The organism is Streptomyces sp. NPDC052496 (genome assembly GCF_040679095.1).
Classification (GTDB): Bacteria; Actinomycetota; Actinomycetes; order Streptomycetales; family Streptomycetaceae; genus Streptomyces.
On sequence record NZ_JBFAUH010000028.1, the window covers coordinates 56927 to 77549 of the forward strand.

Sequence of the window (20623 nt, forward strand, 5' to 3'; positions counted from 1 at the left end):
CGGACTGGAAGACCCCGTCATGACCAGGCGACTTCTGCTGGTCAGGGCGATTGTCAGTGGGGGCTCGTAGCGTTTGGGGCATGAATCCGCAGGGGGAACGCTGGACGTCGGATCACGTGCTCGCACTCGCGCCCGACGCACCGTCAGGGAAGGCGGGCAGCCGGCTTGCGACTCCGGGCTCGTGGCCGGAGACCGGCACACGGGGCAGCGCGGTGTGGGGCCTGTGCGAGGGCAGCGGCAGCAGGCCGTACCGAACCGTCGTCGACACGGCTGGGCCGGCCTTCAAGTGCAGTTGTCCGAGCCGCAAGTTCCCGTGCAAGCACGCGCTGGGCCTGCTGCTCATGTGGGCGGGTGAGGAGGGGGCCGTGACCGAGGGCGAGCCGCCCGCGTGGGTGGAGGAGTGGCTCGCCGCCCGCAGACAGCGCGAGCAGAGGAAGGTGCCGGGGGAAGCCAAAGGGGGCGCGGCGCAGGGGGGTTCGCCGTCCGTCGGGCCCGAGGCCGCTCGGCGCCGGGCGGCGCTGCGTGCCCAGCGGATCAGCGCCGGCGCCACCGAGCTGGAGCAGCGCCTGGAGGACCTGTTGCGCTCCGGTCTCGCCACCGCCGACCGCGCCGGGTACGGCACCTGGGACGAGACGGCCGCCCGCATGGTCGACGCCCAGGCGCCCGGCCTGGCGGCGCGCGTGCGGGAGTTGGGGCCGATCGTGGCGTCCGGGGCGGACTGGCCGTCCCGGCTGCTCGCGGAGTGCTCCCTGATCCACCTCCTCGGCCAGGCGTTCCTGGGCATCGACCGCCTGCCGCCCGCGCTGGCCTCGACGGTCCGCACCCGCGTCGGGCTGACCACCGACGCGGCCGACGTGCTCGCCGGCCCGGACACCACGACCGTCCGCGACCGCTGGCTGGTGCTCGCCCAGCAGGACACCGAGGAATCCATGCTGACCAGCCGCCGGATATGGCTGCGCGGCGAGCGGACGGGGCGGATGGCGCTGCATCTCTCCTTCGGCGGGCCCGACCGGGCGCTGGACCTCTCCCTGCCGAGAGGCCTGCTCCTGGACGCCGACCTGGCCTACTACCCGGGCGCGCGCCCGCTGCGCGTCGTCCTGGGTGCGCGGCACGCCGATCCGGTTCCGGTCACGGGCCCGCCACCGGGCGGCGGCACCGATGCCGCGCTGACCGCGTACGGCGACGCGCTGCGCGACGACCCGTGGCTGGACACCTGGCCGGTGGTCCTGGCCGACGTCGTACCCATACCGGGGCAGGGCGGCGAACCGTGGCAACTGGCCGACGCGGACGGTGAGTCGGCGCTGCCGGTGGACCCGCGCTGTGCGGGGCGGTCGGGGCTGTGGCGCCTGGCCGCCATATCCGGCGGCGAACCGGTCACGGTCTTCGGCGAGTGCGGGCACCGCGGTTTCGTGCCCCTGACCGTCTGGGATCCGGAGCCGGTGGCGCTGTGAACGGGTGACTGCCTGGCCCCGGAGCGGGTGGCGGTGGCTCTGTGCGCAGGCGGCTCTGTACGCCGGTGGCTCCGCCTCGGTACCGGCTCAGGCCATCGCCCGTATCCCGCCCCGTCCCCACACACCGACCCACCCGAAATCCACCGCCCGACCGACCAGCCGCCCACCCGAACCCCACCGCCCGACCGACCAGTCGCCCACCCGAACCCCACCGCCCGACCGACCAGTCGCCCACCCTTCCGGCCGCCCACCCAACCGGCCACCCACCTCACCGGCCACCCACCCAACCAGTCGCCCGAGATCCGATCACCACCCGGGGGAAGACATGATCGACAGCAGCACACAGACCACCACCCGGCCCAGCACCCAGGACGCCACTCGCCACAACCCCCACCCCGGCCCCACCGTCGCCCCGGAGCCCTCCTGGGAGGAGCTGGTGAGTTCGGCGCTGCTCGGTACGGAACGCCGTACGCCGCCCGTGACCGCCCGCGAGGGCCGGAGCACCGCGGCCGCCCTGCTGGACGCGGCCGCCGTGAGCACGGTCCGGCGCCGGGCCGCCCTGCGTCCCGCGCCCGCCCGTGAGCGTCCCGTACCGGCTCCGCCCGACCCGCGCCCGCCGCTGCCGCCGGCCGCGCGGCGCCGCCTCACGCTGCTGCTCGCCGACCGGAACGGCACCGGTGGCGGCCACCGCCGCGGGACGGCCCCCGACCTGACCGAGCTGTTGCCGCAGTGGCTGGCCGCCGCCGCCCGGCACGGCTACCGCGCCCCGGAGGCGCTGTTGCCCGCGCTGCTCGACGCGGCCCGTGCGCGGACGGACCTGCGTGCGGCGGCGCTCGCCTTCGCCGGGCCGCGGGCGCTGTGGCTGGCGCGGCTCAACGACGAGTGGAAGTTCGCGCTGCGCGGCATCGGGAGCACGGCCGCGCTGCCCGGTCCCGACGACCCGGAGGCCGTACGTGCCCTGTGGGAGGAGGGCCTGTTCGCGGAGCGGGTCTCCCTGCTGGCGGCGCTGCGGCGCCGGGATCCCGCGGCCGGGCTGGCCCTTCTTGCCTCCACGTGGTCGAGCGAGCGTGCCGAGGACCGGCTGATGTTCCTCGACTCGCTGCGGGAGGGCCTGTCGGCGGCCGACGAGCCGTTCCTGGAGCAGGCCCTGTCCGACCGCAGCCGCAACGTGCGCGGGACGGCGGCCGAGTTGCTGTCCGCCCTGCCCGGCACCGCCCTCGCCGCACGCATGGCGGACCGGGCCCGCGCCTGCGTCTCCCTCGTCCGCACGGAGGGCGACGCGCACCCGTACGGCCGGGACACATACAGCCCGGACACGTACAGCCCGGACACATACAGCCCGGCCTCGCCCAGTACGGACACCTGGACCCTCGTCGTGGAGCCCCCGCCCGCATGCGACGCGGCGATGCAGCGCGACGGAGTGGTGACCAGGCCGCCGACCGGCCGGGGCGAACGGGCCTGGTGGCTGAGCCAGCTGCTGGAGGCCGCGCCGCTGGATTGCTGGAGCGGATGGCTGGGCGGCCGGGATCCGGCCGGGATCGTCGCCCTGCCGGTGGCCGACGGCTGGCGTACCGAACTGCACGACGCCTGGTGCCGCGCCGCCGTCCGCCAGCGCGACGTGGCCTGGACCCGGGCCCTGCTCGGCGCCCCGGCGGCCGCCACGCACGGCGCCGGCGCGTACGGGACCGCACCGGCCACCCCGGACGCCCCCTCCCCCCAGTCCGCCCCCGACCGCCCGGCCGGGTCCTCACGTGACCTGGCGCGGCTGCTGACCGTGCTCCCCGAGGACGAACGGGCTCAGTGGGTCGCGGACTTCATAGCGGCCCACGGGCTGTCCGACGCGTTCCGGATGCTCGGGGTGTGCGCGGTGCCGTGGTCCGAGCCGCTGGGGCGGGCGGTTGTCGACGCGCTGGACATCGCCCGGGACGCGGGCAGTTATCCGTGGAGCTTCAGCGGGGTGATGGGCCTGGCGGAGCGGTGTCTGGACCCGGACGCGGCGGACCGGCTCGCCATGCTCACGGCGACACCGGACGAGCCGGCGGACGGCTCGCCGGGCGCCGTGGGCTACTGGTCCGAGGCGTTCCAGCGTCTGGTCGGCACGCTACGGCTGCGGGCCACGATGCGGGCGGAGCTGGCCCCGTGAGCCGGCCGGCGGCCGGGCCGGAGCCGCCCCGTCCGGGCGGCGGGGTGTCAGGCCGCGAGCTGGCGGACGTTGGCGCGGACCCACTCCACGATCGAGGTGGTCGTCGCGCCGGGCGTGAAGATCTCGGCGACGCCCAGCTCCTTGAGGGGCGCGATGTCCGCCTCCGGGATGATGCCGCCGCCGAAGACCTTGATGTCCGCCGCGTCCCGCTCCTTGAGCAGCTCTATGACCTTGGCGAACAAGGTGTTGTGCGCGCCGGACAGGATGGACAGGCCGATCGCGTCGGCGTCCTCCTGGATCGCGGTGTCCACGACCTGCTCCGGGGTCTGGTGCAGCCCTGTGTAGATGACCTCCATGCCGGCGTCGCGCAGCGCCCGCGCGATCACCTTGGCCCCCCGGTCGTGGCCGTCGAGCCCCGGCTTGGCCACCACCACGCGGATCGGACCCTGCACACCCATCACTGCCTCCCAGCCCTGCACGGCACGACACGGCTCCTGCACGGGGCAGGGCCGCCGGACCGACATCCGAATGGCGGCCGCGCCGGCCGCCCCAAGCGTGAACGAACGTTATCGCCAGCATCCCGTACCCGGCCGTTTCGTAACACTGAGGGAGGGGGAAATCACACGTTGGGACACGTTCGCGATGCGTTGCGTTCCGCGTCGCTTCATGCGGCGGGACGGGCGCTCGGGGAGCCGTAGTGAGGTCGCCGTTCCTCCGCGCCGTCAGCCGCGCGGCACGGGGGTCCGGCCGTTGAACGCATCCGTCTCCGTATCCGTACGTCCGGGCAGCAGCTCGTTCACGTACTTGTACGTTGCCGGAAGCGGCTGCCCATGAGGGCACACGGGGGACAGAGTCGTCTCCCGCGTGCCATTCGGGAGGTCGGCCATGAAGGCCCTGCCCTTTCTCTGTTGTCTGGCCCGCCCCACCGCGCTGCTGCGTGCGACGGTGATGGAGCTGGCGATCCTCGTCGGGCACCTCCTGCTGTACCCGACCGGCATCCAGCAGGAACAGCACAGAGCCCTCCCCGCCACACCCAACGGTTCCGAGACGGACCCGGACGCCGGGCCGGACACCGGACCGGAAGCCGGATCAGGCACCGGGCCGGAAACCCTTGGTGGCACCCCCACCGGGGACACCACCACCCTCCTCCCCACCCAGGGGCGCTCCCACCCGCCGGTGCTCCTGCTGCACGGCTTCATCGACAACCGCTCGGTCTTCGTCCTGCTGCGCCGCTCACTGCTGCGGCACGGCTGGCGGCACGTGGAGGCGCTGAACTACTCCCCCCTCACCTGCGACCTGCGCAAAGCGGCCGAACTGCTCGGCCATCACGTGGAGCAGATCTGCCGGCGCACCGGCCACAGCAGGGTCGACCTGGTGGGTCACAGCCTCGGCGGGCTGATCGCCCGCTATTACGCGCAGCGCCTCGGCGGTGACCTCCGGGTGCGCACCCTGGTCACGCTCGGCACCCCGCACGGCGGTACGCGGGTCGCGCCGCTGATGTCTGCGCATCCGCTCGTACGGCAGATGCGACCGCATTCCGACGTGATCGTGGAGTTGGCGCGGCCCGCCCCGAATTGCCGGACGCATTTCGTCTGCTTCTGGAGCGACTTGGACCAGCTGATGGTCCCGGTCGAGACCGCGCGTATCGATCACCGGGATTTGATCACTCGCAGCGTGCGGGTATCCGGTGTCGGGCATCTCGCGCTCCCGGTCAACGGCGCGGTGGCGGCCGGAATACGGGAGGCGCTCGGCGCGGAGGAGGAGACGCTGGACAGCGCGACCGCCACATCGGTGGCCTGACGCCGCTCCGGCCTGCGCCCGGGCCGCCTCCCCTGGCAGCTGTCCCGGCCGGCCTCCGCCCCGGACACTTTCCAAGGTCGCATCCGCCCATTCGGCCTTCGGCCGCGCACTTCCGCACCCCCGCGACCTCGAACGCGCCTCGAACGCGGCGCCAAGAACGCGCATACTGTCCGCCGAAAGGCGGCCAAATGCCCGTTGTCGAGAAGCCCGAAACCTGCCAAAGATTGTCGCCGTCACGTACTGCCGGGTACAGTCGCCGCTAATTCTCCTGCTGCCGAGGCGAAAGAGAAGTGGTGGTGAACGACCGTCACTCGTCGGAGTCCCCCGCTCCGGCTGTCCCCTCTCCCGACGCCTCGTATGCGCACTACCCGGCCTACGGGTCCTACGGACACCACGACACCCAGGCCGGCCATGCCGCATACGGCGGTGGCGACCCGTACTTCGGCGCGCTCCCGGGCCACCAGGCCACCGGGGCGCACGACGCCGCGCCGTACGGCACCACCGCGTACGACGGCACCGTGTTCGGTACGGACGCGTACGCCACGTACGCCGCCGGTCCCCAGGGCGGCGCCTACGACTCTGGTACCCACTCCGCGGGCACCTATGACCCGTACCCCCACACCGCGTACGACACCGGCGGCTACGAGGCGGCCGAGTCCCCGGCCGGCCCGGACGCCTATGAGGCCACCGCGGTCTGGGGCGCCGTCGGGCAGGGCCTGGTCCCCGGCATTCCCGCGCAGGCGGGCCCTCCGGAGGCGAACCACCCGTACGACGCGGGTGCCAGCTCCCAGTGGGAGACCATGACTTGGGCCGGGCCGGGCATTCCGGGCCTGGGGCAGTACGGGAACGACGCGCACGACACCGGGCAGCCTTACGGCTCCGAGCCGTATCCGACCGCAAACGAGCAGTACGGGTCCGCTTACGGTGGATACGAGGCGTTTTCGGAGCAGGATGCAGCGGACAACCGATTCGCCGAAGCCCTCACCCAGACCACCCCGGCCCTCGGCCCCGACTTCGACGGCATCAACGACATCAACGACATCGATGGCGTTGACGGCCTTCACGGCACCGACGGCTTCGGTGGCGGCACCGGCAGCGTCGACGGCATCGACGCGTACGACGACAGCTCCGCGGACATCGCCGACGTCAAGCCCGACGGAAGTGCCGCCGCTTCCGTGCCCGGCGCACGCGCCGCCCGCTCACGCCGGGCCGGGCAGGGCGGCGGTTCGTCCGGCCGCGGCCGCCGCCGTACCGCGAAGCGTTCCGCGCTGCTGACCGTCGCGGTGCCCTCGGTCGCCGCGATGGGCGTGTGCGCCGTGGCCGCCGCCTCCGTCACCAGCGGTGCCGAGAACGGCGCCAAGGACGGTACGACCACCCAGGCCGCCGGTGATCCCGGGGCCGTACAGCCGGCCGTCGCCAACAAGAAGCTCGACACCCAGCTCGCCAGCCTGAGCGCGGGCGCCGACGACTTCGCCGACCGGGCCAGCCGTACGCAGGAACGCATCGACCTCAAGGCCCGGCAGGCCGCCGAGAGGAAGCGCAAGGCCGACGAAGCGGCGCGCAAGGAGGCCATGCGCCCCAAGTTCGCGCTGCCGGTCGCGCAGCACGGCCTGAGCGCGCTCTACGGGCAGGCGGGCCTGAACTGGATGTCCGTGCACACCGGTATCGACTTCCCGGTCGATTACGGCACGCCCGTCATGGCCGCCACGGACGGCACCGTACGCACCCAGTTCAACACCGCTTACGGCAACATGGCGATCGTGACCGCCCCGGACGGCACCGAGACCTGGTACTGCCACCTGAGCACCACGAAGATCCGGTCGGGCAAGGTCAAGGCCGGTGACCAGATCGCCTACTCGGGCGACTCCGGCAACTCCACGGGGCCCCACCTGCACTTCGAGGTGCGCCCCGGCGGCGGCTCGGCCGTCGACCCGCTGCCGTGGCTGCGCAGCCACGGCCTCAACCCGAACTGACCGTTCGGCGCCCCTGAGGGGCGCCGAACGGCTCCGTCAGGGCCTCACAGCCCGCCCCGCACCTCGCCTCACAGCTTCTCCACCGGCGCGTACCGCAGCAGCAGCCGCTTCGGCTTCTCCCCGCCGAAGTCGATCGTCGCCTCCGCGTTGTCGCCGCTGCCCTTGACCGCGACGACCGAGCCCAGCCCGAAGCTGTCGTGCGTGACGCGGTCGCCGACCGCCAGCGAGACCACCTCGCGGTCCTTGGCGCGCCGGGTCGCGAAGCCGCTCGGCCCGGCCTTCGTACGCGACGAGGACAGGCCGGAGCCGAAGCCTCCGCCGCCCGTGCCGGACAGCGCGCCCATCGAGGCGGAGGGCGTCGCCGGGCCGGTACGCCGCCAGGTGACGTACTGGTCCGGGATCTCCTCCAGGAAGCGGGACGGCGGGTTGTACGACGGCTGGCCCCAGGCGCTGCGCATCGTGGAGCGGGTGACGTAGAGCCGTTCACGGGCGCGGGTGATGCCGACGTACGCCAGGCGCCGCTCCTCCTCCAGCTCCTTGGTCTGGCCGAGCGCGCGCAGGTGCGGGAAGACGCCGTCCTCCATGCCGGTCAGGAAGACGGTGGGGAACTCCAGGCCCTTGGCGGTGTGCAGCGTCATGAGCGTGATGACGCCGGAGCCTTCCTCGTCCTCGTCGGGGATCTGGTCGGAGTCGGCGACCAGCGCGACCTGCTCCAGGAAGTCGGCGAGGGTGCCCGGGTTCTCTTCGCCGCGGTCCTGCTCGAATTCGAGGGCGACGGCGGCGAGTTCCTGGAGGTTCTCGATGCGGGTCTCGTCCTGCGGGTCGGTGGAGGCCTGGAGTTCGGCCAGGTAGCCCGTACGCTCCAGCACCGCTTCCAGGACGGTGGCGGGGCCCGCGCCGGACTCCACGACGGTCCGCAGCTCCTCCATGAGCGTGTTGAAGCGCTTGACGGCGTTGGCGGAGCGCGCGGCCATGCCGTACGCCTCGTCGACCCGGCGCAGCGCCTGCGGGAAGGTGATCTTCTCGCGGGCGGACAGCGCGTCGATCATGGCTTCGGCGCGGTCGCCGATGCCGCGCTTGGGCACGTTCAGGATGCGGCGCAGCGGGACGGTGTCCTCCGGGTTGGCGAGGACGCGCAGGTACGCGAGGACGTCGCGGACCTCCTTGCGCTCGTAGAAGCGCACGCCGCCGACGACCTTGTAGGGCAGGCCGACCCGGATGAAGATCTCTTCGAAGACACGGGACTGGGCGTTGGTGCGGTAGAAGACCGCGACATCGCCGGCCTTGGCGTCGCCCGCGTCCGTCAGCCGGTCGATCTCGTCGGCGACGAACTGGGCCTCGTCGTGCTCGGTGTCGGCGACGTACCCGGTGATGCGGGGGCCTTCGCCGGCGTCCGTCCACAGGTTCTTGGGGCGGCGGTTCTCGTTGCGCTCGATGACGGCGTTGGCGGCGCTGAGGATCGTCTGGGAGGAGCGGTAGTTCTGCTCCAGCATGATCGTCGTGGCGTCCGGATAGTCCTCCTCGAACTGGAGGATGTTACGGATCGTGGCGCCCCGGAACGCGTAGATCGACTGGTCGGCGTCACCGACCACGCACAGCTCACCGGCGGTCTCGGCCGGTCCCACCAGCTCCCGTACGAGGGTGTACTGGGCGTGGTTGGTGTCCTGGTACTCGTCGACGAGGACGTGCCGGAAGCGGCGGCGGTAATGGTCGGCGACATCGGGGAACGCCTGGAGGAGGTTGACCGTGGTCATGATGATGTCGTCGAAGTCCAGGGCGTTGGCCTCGCGCAGCCGGGCCTGGTACATCGTGTACGCCTCGGCCACCGACTTCTCGAACCCGTCGGCAGCCTGCTGCGCGAAGGTCTCCTCGTCGATGAGCTCGTTCTTGAGGTTGGAGACCTTGGCGCTGAAGGACTTCGGCGGGAACCGCTTGGGGTCGAGGTCCAGATCCCGGCAGACCAGGGCCATCAGGCGCTTGGAGTCGGCCGCGTCGTAGATCGAGAAGGACGACGTGAAGCCCAGCTTCTTGGACTCGCGGCGCAGGATGCGCACGCACGCGCTGTGGAAGGTGGAGACCCACATCGCGTTCGCCCGGGGGCCGACCAGCTCCTCGACGCGCTCCTTCATCTCGCCCGCGGCCTTGTTGGTGAAGGTGATCGCGAGGATCTCGCCCGGATGCACCCGGCGCGCGCCGAGCAGATGCGCGATCCGGTGCGTCAGGACGCGGGTCTTGCCGGAGCCGGCGCCGGCGACGATGAGCAGCGGGCCGCCGGTGTGCACCACGGCGGCCTTCTGCTGGTCGTTCAGCCCCTCCAGGAGGGCGGCCGGATCCACCGCGGGGCGGGCGGCGCCGTCGCGGTAGTACGGGTCGCGGCCCGGGCCCACGGCGTGCGGGATGCCGCCGGGCACGTCGAAGCGCCCGCCGAACAGGTCGGCCGGGATCTCCTCCTGTGCCGGACCGTCCTCGTCCTCGGGAGGGGGCGGGGGCCCCTCGCCGGTGGGTTCGAGGTCCGCCAGGAAGCTGTCGTCAAAGAGGCTGCTCATCGCCCACCGAGTCTAGGCCGCCGCACTGACAGCCCGGCCCGTACCGGAAAATCCGCCGTGTGAGCTAGGACGCCCGCCGGCCGGACCGCAGGCGGAACACGTCCCCGTTCGGTCACAAGTGACCCAGGACACGCTCAGGACGCGGCAAGATAACAAAAAGGTTTCGGGCATATCGAACATCAGCCTTCACAGGGGCCACATGGGTTGGCTACCGTGCTCGCTCGGGCAGCCCGCGTCCCCGCGGCCGACAGCGTCCGCACGGGCCGCCCCCGCCGAGTCCGGCCCTGCCGCCAGGCATCCGGAGCCGGGAACCCACACGTACCACCGAGGTGAATCGGCCGGTACGGCACACGACGAGAGGCACCTCGGAGCACCGCCCGGAGCATCCGCTCAGGACGCCGCAGGAGCACCCGCTCGGGGCACCACCCGAGCACCCGCCCAGGGCACCGCCCCAGGGCCTCTCCCGCAGCCGTACGGACCGTAGGGCACCCTTCCGTACGCCCGAACCTGTCAGCTAACCCGGTAGGCGGTCCACGGAAGGAGTCGCCGGCCTTGGCGTCGCACCGCAAGCCGCGCACCCGCATACTCAGCTCCCCCGGAGGCCGCCGTACGGCCGCCGGGCTCACCACCGCCGCCCTCGCCTCCGTCACCCTGCTCTCGCAGACCGCCGAGGCCGCGCCGCGTCAGCCCCAGCAGTCCATCGAAGAGGTCAAGCAGAAGGTCGACGACCTCTACCGCCAGGCCGAGGTGGCGACCCAGAAGTACAACGGGGCCAATGAACAGGCCGACGAGCAGCGCAGCACCGTCGACCACCTCCTGGACGAGACCGCGCGGCGCACTCAGAAGATGAACGACGCCCGGCGCCAGCTGGGCGTCTATGCCTCGGCCCAGTACCGCACCGGCGGCCTGAGCCCGACCGCGCAGCTGCTCCTCGCGCAGAACCCGCAGCAGTTCGCCGACCGCAGCCACCTCATGGACCGGCTGTCCGGGCGGCAGCAGCAGGTCGTCACGGACTACCAGGACCAGCAGGCCAAGGCCGTACGGCAGCGCGCCGAGGCGGCGCGGAACCTGGAGCGGCTGACCGAGACACAGGCGGCCCTGAAGGAGTCCAAGAAGGACGTCCAGGACAAGCTGGCCGAGGCCCGGCAGCTGCTGTCGCGGCTGACCGCCCAGGAGAAGGCACGGCTGGCGGAGCTGGAGCGCAAGAAGGAGGCCGAGGCCAAGCGCAAGGCCGAGGAGCTGGCCCGTAAGCAGGCCGAGAAGGAGCGCAAGGAGCGGGAGGACCGCAAGCAGCACGACACTCCGGGCCAGGGCACCGGATCCGGCTCACCGGACGGCGGCTCCGGTGGTTCCGGCGGCTCCGGTGGCGGTACGTCCGACGACGGTACGTACGCGACCAAGGCCGCCAAGGCGCTCGCGTTCGCCCGCGCGCAGCTGGGCAAGCCGTACGTCTGGGGCGCGACCGGCCCGAACTCGTACGACTGCTCCGGCCTGACCCAGGCGGCCTGGAAGGCGGCGGGCGTCTCCCTGCCGCGCACCACGTGGGACCAGGTGAAGGCCGGCGACCGGGTGGCGACCAAGGACCTGGTCCCGGGTGACCTGGTGTTCTTCTACAACGACATCAGTCACGTCGGTATGTACATCGGCGACGGGAAGATGATCCACGCGCCGAAGCCCGGCGCGAGCGTACGGGTCGAGTCGATCTACTACATGCCGATCTACGGGAGCCTCCGGCCGGCATGAGAAGAGGGCCGTGGGGCGCGCGCCCCACGGCCCCCGGCAGGCCCTCGTCAGTCGCCGCTCACGTCCACAGCAGGGCGATGAAGATGTTGACCACCGTCAGCACCCCCACCGCCAGGAAGAGCGGCTTCTCCACCTTCTCCTCGTCGCGCTTCACGTAGACCAGGCCCAGGATGACGACCAGTACGGCGAGCTTGACGCCGAGCTTGACGTTGTCGAGCGTGTGGTCCTGGGCCTGGTTGAGGCCGACCAGGGCGATGCCGGTGACCAGCATCGTCAGCGCGCCGTGCAGCATGGCGGGCGTGAAGCGGGCGGTGCCCGCGCTCATCGGCTTCATCTGGGTCAGGAAGCCACCGAGCAGCGAGGCGATGCCGATGATGTGCAGTCCCACGAAGACCTTGGTCACTACGTCCATAGTGGTGGATCGTAGTCCGCACGCGGTACCGCCCCTCACTCAGGTCCGCCCCCTCCCCCGCCGCCTGGCGGACCTCGCCCCTCACGACGCCTGACGGCGCCCGTCCTCGACATCCCTGGCGAAACGCGTCCACCGCTCGGCGCAGCGCCGCGCGGCCCGGGCCACGGCTTCGGCGCGGTGTTCCGGCACCCCCGCGGCCAGGTGCCGCCACTTATCGCTGTCTTCGACGGCGTGCAGTTTCAGGAGGAACAACAGCGCCCGGCCGACATCCGTACGCAGTGCGGGGTCCTTCCGCAATGCGTCCACCACGGTCTCCACGTCGTTCATGGCATTTCGCGACAACAATGCGTCGCCATAAAGTGTCGACGCTGATTCCGCTGCTTTTCCCGGCCCCAATTCACTGTTCGCCTGCCTGCGCCGGTTCTCGGCAGTGCGCAGCCTCGGCGGCAGCGGATCCCGCCCGGAACGCACGCGGTCCCGTACGTCTTTGGCCGTGGCAATGCTGATTCCGGCCCCTTCGGCCAGTTCGGCGAGGGTGCTGTCGGGTTTGACGGCGAGAATCCGACTGGCCCGCATACGACCGGCGGCCGGATCGAGGGAACGCATGCGCCCGTCCTGCACCACACTCTTCTTCATTTCACCAACCATTCGATCGGAGTGCCCCGCTCAGGCCTCCTCATCATGACCGCTTCTCCGGTGATCGCCAGAAAGGGGAAACACGGTTTCCCCTCGGGCGAAATGCCGTATATACGTGGTTTGGCGTGACCCTGTGCCCCGGTCCGGGCGCCCGTGCGCAACGATCACCGGTGGCGAGATCCCGATCTCCTCGCTGGCCGCACCCCTCGGTTCCGGGGCACCCTGACCCTTTGCCTCACAGGCACGGACACAGACACGGACTCGCACACGAACTCGCACACGGACACGGACACGGACTGGCAGGAGCCCTCAATGACCGACGCCGGCAGCCGCCTGCCGTCTCCCACCAGGCAAGCGCTCGACGGGACGGAGGGCGCACCGGGCGCCGGGGCCGCGGCGTGCGACGGTGTCGGGCGGGACCGCGACCAGATGGTCAGGCAGCTGCTGGAGGAAGCGCGGGACGCACTCGGCATCACCCGCAAAGACCTCGCCGAGAAATTGGGCAAGACTCCGCGCACACTGCGCAACTGGCTCCGCCATCCCGCCGGCTTGAATGCCCAGCAGGTGGAACAACTGGGCAACGCGCTGGAAATGAGCGCGGAGAGCCAGGCGGTTCTCTACGTCCTGACGGGCCAGTTGCCACCCTCCACCGTCACCGGCAGACACACCGGCGGATCCCTGGGCGGGCACGCCGGCGAAGACGCGAGCGGGCAGCTCACCGCCACGATGGCGCTGTACCGGAGGATGATCGACGGCCTCGCCCATCCGTCCGTCGTTTACGATCTCGCCTGGAACGTCGTGCTCACGAACTCGCCATTCCGGGCCGTTTTCGGGGGCGTGCGGCGCCACCTCACGGCGCACCCCACCCGGAACACGCAGAGGTACATCCTGTTCCACCCCGACGCGCCCGAAATTCTGGGCGGGAACGACCTCGAAGCGTTCCATGAGTTCTGGCTGATGCCGTCGCTCGCGGTGGTCTCCGCGACTCTTCAACGGCACCCGACGGACCCGCAGGTACGGGAAATCGAGCGCGATATTCAACGCCACCCCCGAACGCGTCGCGCCTACCGCGAAACACCCCGCTGGATCGCCCAGAACGGCGACATCACCATCAGTCCCATCCCGCGCCCGCTCTGGGATCCCCGCAGCGGGAAAATGATCCGCGCGCACGTCATCACCGAGGCTCACGGCGGACTCCAAGGCGCGACACTCCAGCGGGCGACTTTCATCTGCGAGGAGGAGCCGGCCTGCCGCGGGCCCTGGCCGGCCGGGTGATGCCCGGCGGGCGGCCGGGGCAGCCACCGGATTTCAGGCAACGTTCGGAAAACGTTGCCTACCCCCCTTACCGGCGCCCCCCTGCATACCCGTACCGCCCCCGAACTCGCCCCCTCGACACATAAGAAATTACGTGGCGGAGCGCGCCCTTCACAGCATTTTCAGGTTGTGACCGGCACCACGTTGAAAAGGCCAGCGTTCCACCCGATACCCGCGCAGAACCGGCAAACCCGACGAACCGGCCGACTCCGCGCCCCGGTCAAAGCACATCACCGACCCGCCCCCAAGGGCGTACGTCCTGGGCATCCGCATCCACCACCGGACCAAACCCGAGCCAAACTCGTGCAATACCTGGCCTGCGGCCACCTTTTCGCGGCGCCGAGGTTTAGCGTCCTTCAAACAGGCGGCCGACTCCCCACCACCGCCGGATTCCGCCCCGGCGGTCGTCGGCCGTCCCCGCCGAGAGGAAGGGCGGCGGCCCGCTCCCCCTGTTACGGGCCGCCGCCTGACCCAGCCGGGACGCACGCGTACGGCACGCGGTATGCGGCACGGGGTATGCCGCACGCGGTACGGGACACGCGGCACGAGGCCACGCAGCACAGGCACGCGGCACGAGGCCACGCAGCACAAGGCTCATGGATCCCGGACGAGGCGCCCGCACCGAGCCCCGCCTTAAGATCGGCCACATGAACCTCCCTATAGACAACCCCCCTATAGACACGGCCGGTTCGCCTCTCACTTCCCTCCCTCCCCTTCCGCCCCTCCCCCCAGGTCTCGTCCGGACCTGGGTGCACGGCTGGTCGCGCTGCCGCGGCGCCGCCGCCCCCACCTCCGTACACGGCGGGTTCCACGTCGAGACCGGGCTTCCGGAGCAGCCGGGCCGCTACGTCTTCCCCGTCGCCGACCCGGACGCCCTGCGCGATCTCACCGCCTCGATCACCACCCCCAACGTGTGGGTCAAGGTCTGCGCACCACGCGCGGAGGTCGCCCCCGTCCTGCCTTCCGGCTGGGAGTTCGACGTGCCGCAGTTCCTGATGTCGACCGCGCTGGCCACAGCGTCCGCGTACGCGGGCCGGTGCGACCGGGCCCCGGACGGCTACATGGTCGAGACGGTGGACAGGGACGGCACCGGCATCATCGACTGCCGTGTCCTGGACGCCGCGACCGGCGATCTCGCCGCCCGGGGCCAGGCCGCGGTCACCGACGCCTCCACGCCGCGCTCGGCGGTCTACGACATGATCAGTACGAGCCAGGCCCACCGCCGCCGCGGTCTGGGCAGCCTCGTCATGAACACGCTCTCCGCGCACGTCGCCGAACGGGGCGCCGCCCACGGCATCCTGGTGGCCAGCCCCGAGGGCCGGGCCCTCTACCACTCACTGGGCTGGCAGCTGCACTCACCGGTCTCGGCCGCCCGCATCCCCCCGCTCCCGGAGCCGGCCGCGGACCCCGGCCCCGGCCAGGCGTCGGCGTCCCTCAGGGCTTGACCACACCGCTCAGCCACTGGAAGGCCTCCGGTATCTGGTTCTTCCATACGGCCGTGCCGTGGCCGCCCGCGCCCGGCGGGATCAGCTTCACCTTGACCGTGGTCGGCTTCTTGGCGAGCTGCTTGAGGGCGACTCCGGCCTCGTAGCCGTCACCGGACGCGCCGGAGACGAAGAGCGCGGTACGCGGCGGCTTGCCCGCCTTGTTGGCCGACTTCAGGATGTTGACCGGGTTGCTCTCGGTGCGGAGCTTGGGGTCCTTGCCGGCCAGCGAGGCGGGCTCCAGCTTCGGGTCGTTGAAGCCGGAGAGGCTGATGGCGGCGCGGTAGCGGTCCGGGTGGGCCAGTGCGAGCTTGGTGGCGCAGTGGGCGCCCGCCGAGTAGCCCGCCAGCGCCCAGGAGTCGGCCTTGTCCTCGGCCCGGAAGTTGTCGATCACCATCTGGCGTACGTCGACACTCAGCCAGCTGTCGGCGTTCGCCTTGCCGGGGATGTTGACGCAGCCGGTGTCCACGCTGCCCAGGAGGGTGGTGCGCGGCGCGACGAGGATGAAGGGCTTGACCTTGCCCCGCTGCATCAGCGACTTCAGCTGCTCGGGCGCCTTCAGCGTGCCCATCCAGGACTTGGCGGAGCCGGGGAAGCCGGGCAGCATCTGTACGACGGGGAACTTCTTGTCCCGGTACGCCGGGTCGTTGTACTGCGGCGGCAGCCATACGTACACCTCGCCGCTCACGCCCGAGATCCGGCCCTTGAACTCGCCTTCCTGGACGCCCGGTCCGACCACCGAGTCCTTCGGCGGCCCGAAGTTCACCAGCTGCTTGGGCTCGTCCTTCAGCTTGAGCCCGCCCAGGCCGTCCGGGCCGAGGTCCTTGGCGGCGTCGACGTGGTCGGAGGTGCCGAGCAGGTCGTCCCAGTTGTCGTAGAGGCTGTTGGTGTTGTTGACGACCACGAACACCAGGGTGATCGCGGTGGCCTGCGCGAACAGCAGCATGCCCAGGCGTCCCAGCCCCCGCAGTATCCGGGGTCCGCGGAGGCGGCTCCACAGCGCGAACGGCAGCACGACCGCGATGATCAGCAGCGCGACCGCAGTGAGGAAGAAGGGCGTACCCGTCAGGCTCATCGGGGATCTCGCTTCCAGGGCATGGTGCGGCGTGGGCATGGTTCTGGCCCTGCCGTCGGCAGCGAGCCTCTCCGCAAGATTAGATGGTCATCCGACAGCCTGCGGTTGCCCCCCTGGGCGCCTTCTTTGCGCGGATGCTTCGCTGCGTACGGGCATGGTGGCCCCGGTCACAGGCGGGCCGGCGGAGGGGCCGCGCGGGCGGCCGCGTCAATTAAACCTGACAAGCGTCATTCGAACGTGTGCACGAAGTCATACCACGGGTTGATGCCGGGAGCGGGCGGGCTCAGCAGAATCACAGGCGAGCGAAGAGATCGCCCGCCGCCACCACAACCCGACGGAGCCGCACCATGTCACTGCCGCCACTGTCCTCCAGGAACCGCCGCCGATTAAGACTGGCCGCCACCACCTCGGCCCTCACGCTGGCCCTGCTCGCCCCGGCCCTCCCCGCCTCGGCCCTCCCCGCCTCGGCCGCCGAGCCTGCCGCCCAGTCCACGGGAACTGCCCAGTCCGCCGGGGCCGCCACGCCCGCAGCGACGGGTCCGGTGCACCGGACCGGCCCGCACGGCACCGGCCTGGACCGCGCCGCGCTGGACCGCACGTTGCGTGAGCTGCACGACGCCGGCATGTACGGCGCCTACTCCGCCGTACGGGACGGCGCCGCGTCCTGGCAGGGCGCCTCCGGCGTCGCCGACGTGAAGACCGGCCGCCCCACGACACCGCAGCTCGAACACCGCATAGGCAGCATCACCAAGACCTTCACCGCCACCGCCGTGCTCCAGCAGGTCGGCAAGGGCCGCATCGACCTGGACGCACCGATCGGCCGGTACCTGCCCGACGTGGTCCCCGGCGAGCGCGGCCGGGCGGTGACAGTGCGGATGCTGCTCAACCACACCAGCGGGATCGCCGATTACGGCTCGGCGATCTGGAAGCAGGCGGAGGACCTGGAGACCCTGCGCCACCACCGGTGGGATCCGCGCGTGCTGGCCCGGCTGGGCCTGGCGGCGCCCCCGACGGGCAAGCCCGGGGCGGCGCACCACTACGCCAACACCAATTACGTCATCGCCGGACTGCTGCTCCGCGAGGTCACCGGCCAGGCGCCGGAGAAGTACATCACCGACCACGTCATACGTAAGGCCGGGCTGCGGCACACGTACTTCCCGCGCTCGGCCCGGCTGACCGGCCCGCATCCGAAGATGTACGAGGGCCTGCACGGGGAGTTCGTGCCGCCGCGTGACTTCAGCGTGTACGACATGTCCTGGGCCGGGACGGCCGGTTCGCTGGTCTCGACGATGGATGACCTCAACCGGTTCTTCCGGGCCCTGCTGACGGGCAAGCTGACCGGCCCGGCCGAGCTGCGGGAGATGCAGACCACGGTGCCGACGGAGAACCCCCGGCTGGGGTACGGGCTGGGGCTGTTCTCGCTGGATTCGGCGTGCGGCCGGTTCTGGGGCCACAACGGCCTGGTCCTGGGCGCCGAGACCATGTCCCTCCACAGCCCGGACGGCCGGCGGCAGCTCTCCCTCGGTACGAACCTGGTGCGCTACTACGGACTGGAGGCGGACGGCATCACCCCGAAGCTGGGCCCGATCGACGACGCCAAGGAGGCGCATCTCGGCCAGGCCCTGTGCGGCGGCGAAGAACTCACCGTCGGCAGCGGCGGCCCCGCCATCGGCCCCATATCCCCGTGATCCCCTGACTCCGTAGCCCTGCGCTCCCTGGCCCTCCGTGCCCCTGACCCGGGTACCTCCGTGACCCTGACCCGGGTGCCTCCGTGACCCCGTACGTCAGGAACGGCGGTCCCGGGTCAGCCACAGGCCGGCGCCGGCGGTGAGTACGCCGACGCCGCAGGCCACGCTGAGCAGGATCTGCTTGGCGCCCTCCTCGACCATCGCGTTGACGTAGATGTTGGCCAGCAGGCAGACGCTGAGCATGAGCCAGAGCAGGGCTTTCATGAGTTCCTCCGTTACCGGGCGGGCGCTACGGCACCGACTCTTCCGGAAGGAGGCCGTGACGACGATGGGGCCAACACCCCGGCCGGGGTGCGGTCAGCACCCCGAGGCGGTGGTGCTGCCGCACCGGCGGGCCGGGTGCTCACGCGTGGGCGCTGATGATGCCGCCGCTGCTGAGCACGATGTGGACGCCGTTGGCTTCGGTGCCCGCGTCGTGCTGGTCGGCGTCGAGCGTGCCGTACACCGCACCGTCCCTGCCGAGGATCTGTGCGCGGTACCGGAGTTCGCCGGTCTTGGTGACCTTGGCCGTCCAGCCGCCCGCGAGCTTGAAGGTGCCCGGTCCCTGGTGCCCGCCGCCCATCCACGAGTGGACCTTGCCGTCCAGGGTGAGCACGACGAACATGTCGTTGGCGTCGAGTCCGGCGTCGTGCTGGTTCGTCTCCAGCGTGGCCAGGACATCGCCACGGGCGACGATCTTGGCACGGTAGCGCTGGGCACCGAGCTTGTAGATCTCAGCCTTGCTGATGCCGTCCGCCAGCTGCTGGGTGCGGACCGGGGTTGCCGTTGCCGCCTTGGGCGCGGCGGCGTGCGAGGTGCCCGTCTGCCGGCCCGCGGCGGCCGGCTGGGAACCGGCCTTGGTGTCGGTGTTGGCGTTGGTGTCGGACTTGGCGTTGGTATCGATCTTGGTGTTGGTGTCGATCTTGGTGTTGGTGTCGGACGCGGCGCCGGTGCCGGTCTGGGTCGTCGCGGCGGCCTTCGTGCCGGTGGTGTCGGAGCCGGAGCAGGCGGTCAGGGACAGCCCGGCGACGGCGACCAGGGCCGCGGCGGCGACGCGCACGGTGCGGCGGCGGGTGGTGCGGGCGGTGGTGCGGGCGGTGGTGCTGGAGCTCATTTCGGATTCCCCCGGGGCAGCCGGTGATGTTGATTCCTCGGTACGTCACCCACTCTGTGCGGAGCCGCTATCGCAAGGCTGCCGTTCCACTAACACCCTGCTGTCGCCCACGCGCCGCGTCCTGGCCGGCTTGGGGCGGGCCGGGGAGGGAGCGGGAGCGGCAGAGGTGGGCGAAGTGGTGGGTGCGTTCGGCGAGGAGGTGTCCGGCGGCCGGGTCGGGCGGTGGTGAGTCACCTCGGCAGGCGCGGCAGAGGCCGCCGGGGAGGGCTTCGGGGCGGCCGGGGACGCCGCACTCGGTGCATTCGAGGATGCGTACGGGGATGGAGGTAGGGGCGGGCACGGTTGTGCCTGGTGGGAGTGTGGGCGGGGGTGTGGGCGGGGGTGGGAGTTTGGTGGTGAGGCGGGTGCGGGCGAGGGCGCCCGGGGAGTGCACCTCGGGTGGCAGGCCTGCGGTGAGGACGGTGACGAGGTGGGCGCTGGTCACTCCGCGGGCCAGCCATTCGGCGGCGAGGCCTTCGAGTGCGGCGCATTCGGCGGCGGAGAGGATCATGCGGGGGTCGGCGGTGCTGAGGGCGGCGAGGGTCGCGTACGCCGGGGAGGGGGCCGGTGGGGCCGGGTGGGGGTCGGCGAGGGCCACCGTGCGGGGTGCGGGCGGGGCTTCAGGGGCCGGCGGTCGCTCGTCCGGTTGAACCTGCGGAGGCTGAACCTGCGGAGGGTGAGCCTGCGGAGGAGGGGGTGGTGGCGCGGGGGCGGGGGTGGCGGTGCCGGGGGCGGTGCCGGTCAGGAAGTGGTGCCACCAGGTGTCGTCGCGGGCGGTACGGGTGAAGTAGGTGCGGTACACCCACTGGGAGCGGCCGTGGCCGACGGTCTCCTGTACGCGGCGCAGGTGGCCTGCGGCGGAGAGCCGGGTGAGGGCCGTGCGGACGGCTTGCTGGCCGTAGCGGGGCTGCGCGGCGGCGAGCGTCTTGACGTCCATGGCGGCACCGTCCGGCAACCGGTCCACGAACGCGGCGATGAACGCTTCGCGTTCGGGGAGAGCCGAGAAGTCGTCCGCTCGGCGGCGCGCCTGGCCTGGGGCGGAGCGTTTGCCGTAGCCGGGGGCGGCGAGGGGGTGGGGGGAAGGGGCGGCGGCCGCGCAGGGCGCCGTAGTAAGTTTGGTGTCAGCCACGAGATCGCTTGTTCCGATCTTGGAGGTCAGGCCTCGG

At 71.6% G+C, this 20623-nt stretch carries 15 protein-coding genes; 8 read left to right on the forward strand and 7 right to left on the reverse strand.

The features are described from left to right. Positions 1–80 precede the first annotated feature (80 nt). The gene (locus tag AB0L45_RS31380; protein WP_365845947.1) at positions 81–1451 is read left to right on the forward strand and encodes an SWIM zinc finger family protein; all 1371 of its coding nucleotides are present in this window, start codon (positions 81–83) and stop codon (positions 1449–1451) included. Positions 1452–1776: 325 nt separating this feature from the next. Then, the gene (locus tag AB0L45_RS31385) at positions 1777–3594 is read left to right on the forward strand and encodes a DUF5691 domain-containing protein (RefSeq protein WP_365845949.1); all 1818 of its coding nucleotides are present in this window, start codon (positions 1777–1779) and stop codon (positions 3592–3594) included. Positions 3595–3641: 47 nt separating this feature from the next. Here AB0L45_RS31385 and AB0L45_RS31390 read toward each other — a convergent pair whose 3' ends face one another. Next, a complete protein-coding gene (locus AB0L45_RS31390; protein ID WP_030024580.1) occupies positions 3642–4052 on the reverse strand; it encodes a cobalamin B12-binding domain-containing protein in 411 nt (136 codons plus the stop codon). A gap of 427 nt (positions 4053–4479) precedes the next feature. Between AB0L45_RS31390 and AB0L45_RS31395 the strand changes: the two genes are divergently transcribed. Together AB0L45_RS31395 and AB0L45_RS31400 are read left to right on the forward strand one after the other, a co-directional pair. After that, entirely contained in the window at positions 4480–5394 is a 915-nt protein-coding gene (locus AB0L45_RS31395) for an alpha/beta fold hydrolase (RefSeq protein ID WP_365845951.1), read from the forward strand. Between the two features lie 296 nt (positions 5395–5690). Further along, positions 5691–7367: a M23 family metallopeptidase gene (locus AB0L45_RS31400; protein ID WP_365845953.1), complete on the forward strand. Its 1677-nt coding sequence runs from the start codon at positions 5691–5693 to the stop codon at positions 7365–7367. Between the two features lie 68 nt (positions 7368–7435). Here AB0L45_RS31400 and pcrA read toward each other — a convergent pair whose 3' ends face one another. Beyond that, entirely contained in the window at positions 7436–9913 is a 2478-nt protein-coding gene (gene pcrA, locus AB0L45_RS31405) for a DNA helicase PcrA (RefSeq protein ID WP_365845956.1), read from the reverse strand. A 552-nt stretch (positions 9914–10465) separates the two neighbouring features. On the opposite strand from pcrA, the gene AB0L45_RS31410 reads away from it, so the two are divergent. Then, positions 10466–11656, forward strand: a complete 1191-nt coding sequence (locus tag AB0L45_RS31410) for an NlpC/P60 family protein (RefSeq protein WP_365845958.1) — start codon at positions 10466–10468, stop codon at positions 11654–11656. A gap of 58 nt (positions 11657–11714) precedes the next feature. Here the strand turns inward: AB0L45_RS31410 and AB0L45_RS31415 are convergent, their stop codons facing one another. Next, positions 11715–12068 carry a hypothetical protein gene (locus AB0L45_RS31415; protein ID WP_365845960.1) on the reverse strand — a complete coding sequence of 118 codons (354 nt, stop codon included), beginning with the start codon at positions 12066–12068 and terminating at the stop codon, positions 11715–11717. Positions 12069–12149: 81 nt separating this feature from the next. Then, the gene (locus AB0L45_RS31420) at positions 12150–12704 is read right to left on the reverse strand and encodes a hypothetical protein (protein WP_365845962.1); all 555 of its coding nucleotides are present in this window, start codon (positions 12702–12704) and stop codon (positions 12150–12152) included. Positions 12705–13016: 312 nt separating this feature from the next. Here AB0L45_RS31420 and AB0L45_RS31425 point away from each other — a divergent pair, with 312 nt between their 5' ends. Further along, complete coding sequence (locus AB0L45_RS31425) at positions 13017–13979, forward strand: helix-turn-helix domain-containing protein (protein WP_365845964.1); 963 nt, start codon at positions 13017–13019, stop codon at positions 13977–13979. Between the two features lie 788 nt (positions 13980–14767). After that, complete coding sequence (locus AB0L45_RS31430; RefSeq protein WP_365845966.1) at positions 14768–15463, forward strand: GNAT family N-acetyltransferase; 696 nt, start codon at positions 14768–14770, stop codon at positions 15461–15463. On the opposite strand, the gene AB0L45_RS31435 is transcribed toward AB0L45_RS31430, so the two are convergent. Then, positions 15453–16577 carry an alpha/beta hydrolase-fold protein gene (locus AB0L45_RS31435; protein WP_365845968.1) on the reverse strand — a complete coding sequence of 375 codons (1125 nt, stop codon included), beginning with the start codon at positions 16575–16577 and terminating at the stop codon, positions 15453–15455. The genes AB0L45_RS31430 and AB0L45_RS31435 overlap by 11 nt on opposite strands. Positions 16578–16924: 347 nt before the next feature. Here AB0L45_RS31435 and AB0L45_RS31440 point away from each other — a divergent pair, with 347 nt between their 5' ends. Then, the gene (locus AB0L45_RS31440; RefSeq protein WP_365845970.1) at positions 16925–18265 is read left to right on the forward strand and encodes a serine hydrolase domain-containing protein; all 1341 of its coding nucleotides are present in this window, start codon (positions 16925–16927) and stop codon (positions 18263–18265) included. Positions 18266–18361: 96 nt separating this feature from the next. On the opposite strand, the gene AB0L45_RS31445 is transcribed toward AB0L45_RS31440, so the two are convergent. Beyond that, positions 18362–18529 (reverse strand): hypothetical protein, encoded by a 168-nt coding sequence (locus tag AB0L45_RS31445; protein ID WP_365845972.1) that lies wholly within the window; start codon positions 18527–18529, stop codon positions 18362–18364. A 139-nt stretch (positions 18530–18668) separates the two neighbouring features. Then, a complete protein-coding gene (locus AB0L45_RS31450) occupies positions 18669–19418 on the reverse strand; it encodes a hypothetical protein (protein ID WP_365845974.1) in 750 nt (249 codons plus the stop codon). Between the last annotated feature and the right edge of the window lie 1205 nt (positions 19419–20623).

Bases quoted from the DNA above. Each gene is read 5' to 3' on its own strand.
- AB0L45_RS31390 (WP_030024580.1), bottom strand. From the start codon at position 4,052: ATGGGTGTGCAGGGTCCGATCCGCGTGGTGGTGGCCAAGCCGGGGCTC.
- AB0L45_RS31380 (WP_365845947.1), top strand. From the start codon at position 81: ATGAATCCGCAGGGGGAACGCTGGACGTCGGATCACGTGCTCGCACTC.
- AB0L45_RS31385 (WP_365845949.1), top strand. From the start codon at position 1,777: ATGATCGACAGCAGCACACAGACCACCACCCGGCCCAGCACCCAGGAC.
- AB0L45_RS31440 (WP_365845970.1), top strand. From the start codon at position 16,925: ATGTCACTGCCGCCACTGTCCTCCAGGAACCGCCGCCGATTAAGACTG.
- AB0L45_RS31445 (WP_365845972.1), bottom strand. From the start codon at position 18,529: ATGAAAGCCCTGCTCTGGCTCATGCTCAGCGTCTGCCTGCTGGCCAAC.
- AB0L45_RS31420 (WP_365845962.1), bottom strand. From the start codon at position 12,704: ATGAAGAAGAGTGTGGTGCAGGACGGGCGCATGCGTTCCCTCGATCCG.
- AB0L45_RS31415 (WP_365845960.1), bottom strand. From the start codon at position 12,068: ATGGACGTAGTGACCAAGGTCTTCGTGGGACTGCACATCATCGGCATC.
- AB0L45_RS31450 (WP_365845974.1), bottom strand. From the start codon at position 19,418: ATGAGCTCCAGCACCACCGCCCGCACCACCGCCCGCACCACCCGCCGC.
- pcrA (WP_365845956.1), bottom strand. From the start codon at position 9,913: ATGAGCAGCCTCTTTGACGACAGCTTCCTGGCGGACCTCGAACCCACC.
- AB0L45_RS31395 (WP_365845951.1), top strand. From the start codon at position 4,480: ATGAAGGCCCTGCCCTTTCTCTGTTGTCTGGCCCGCCCCACCGCGCTG.
- AB0L45_RS31425 (WP_365845964.1), top strand. From the start codon at position 13,017: ATGACCGACGCCGGCAGCCGCCTGCCGTCTCCCACCAGGCAAGCGCTC.
- AB0L45_RS31435 (WP_365845968.1), bottom strand. From the start codon at position 16,577: ATGAGCCTGACGGGTACGCCCTTCTTCCTCACTGCGGTCGCGCTGCTG.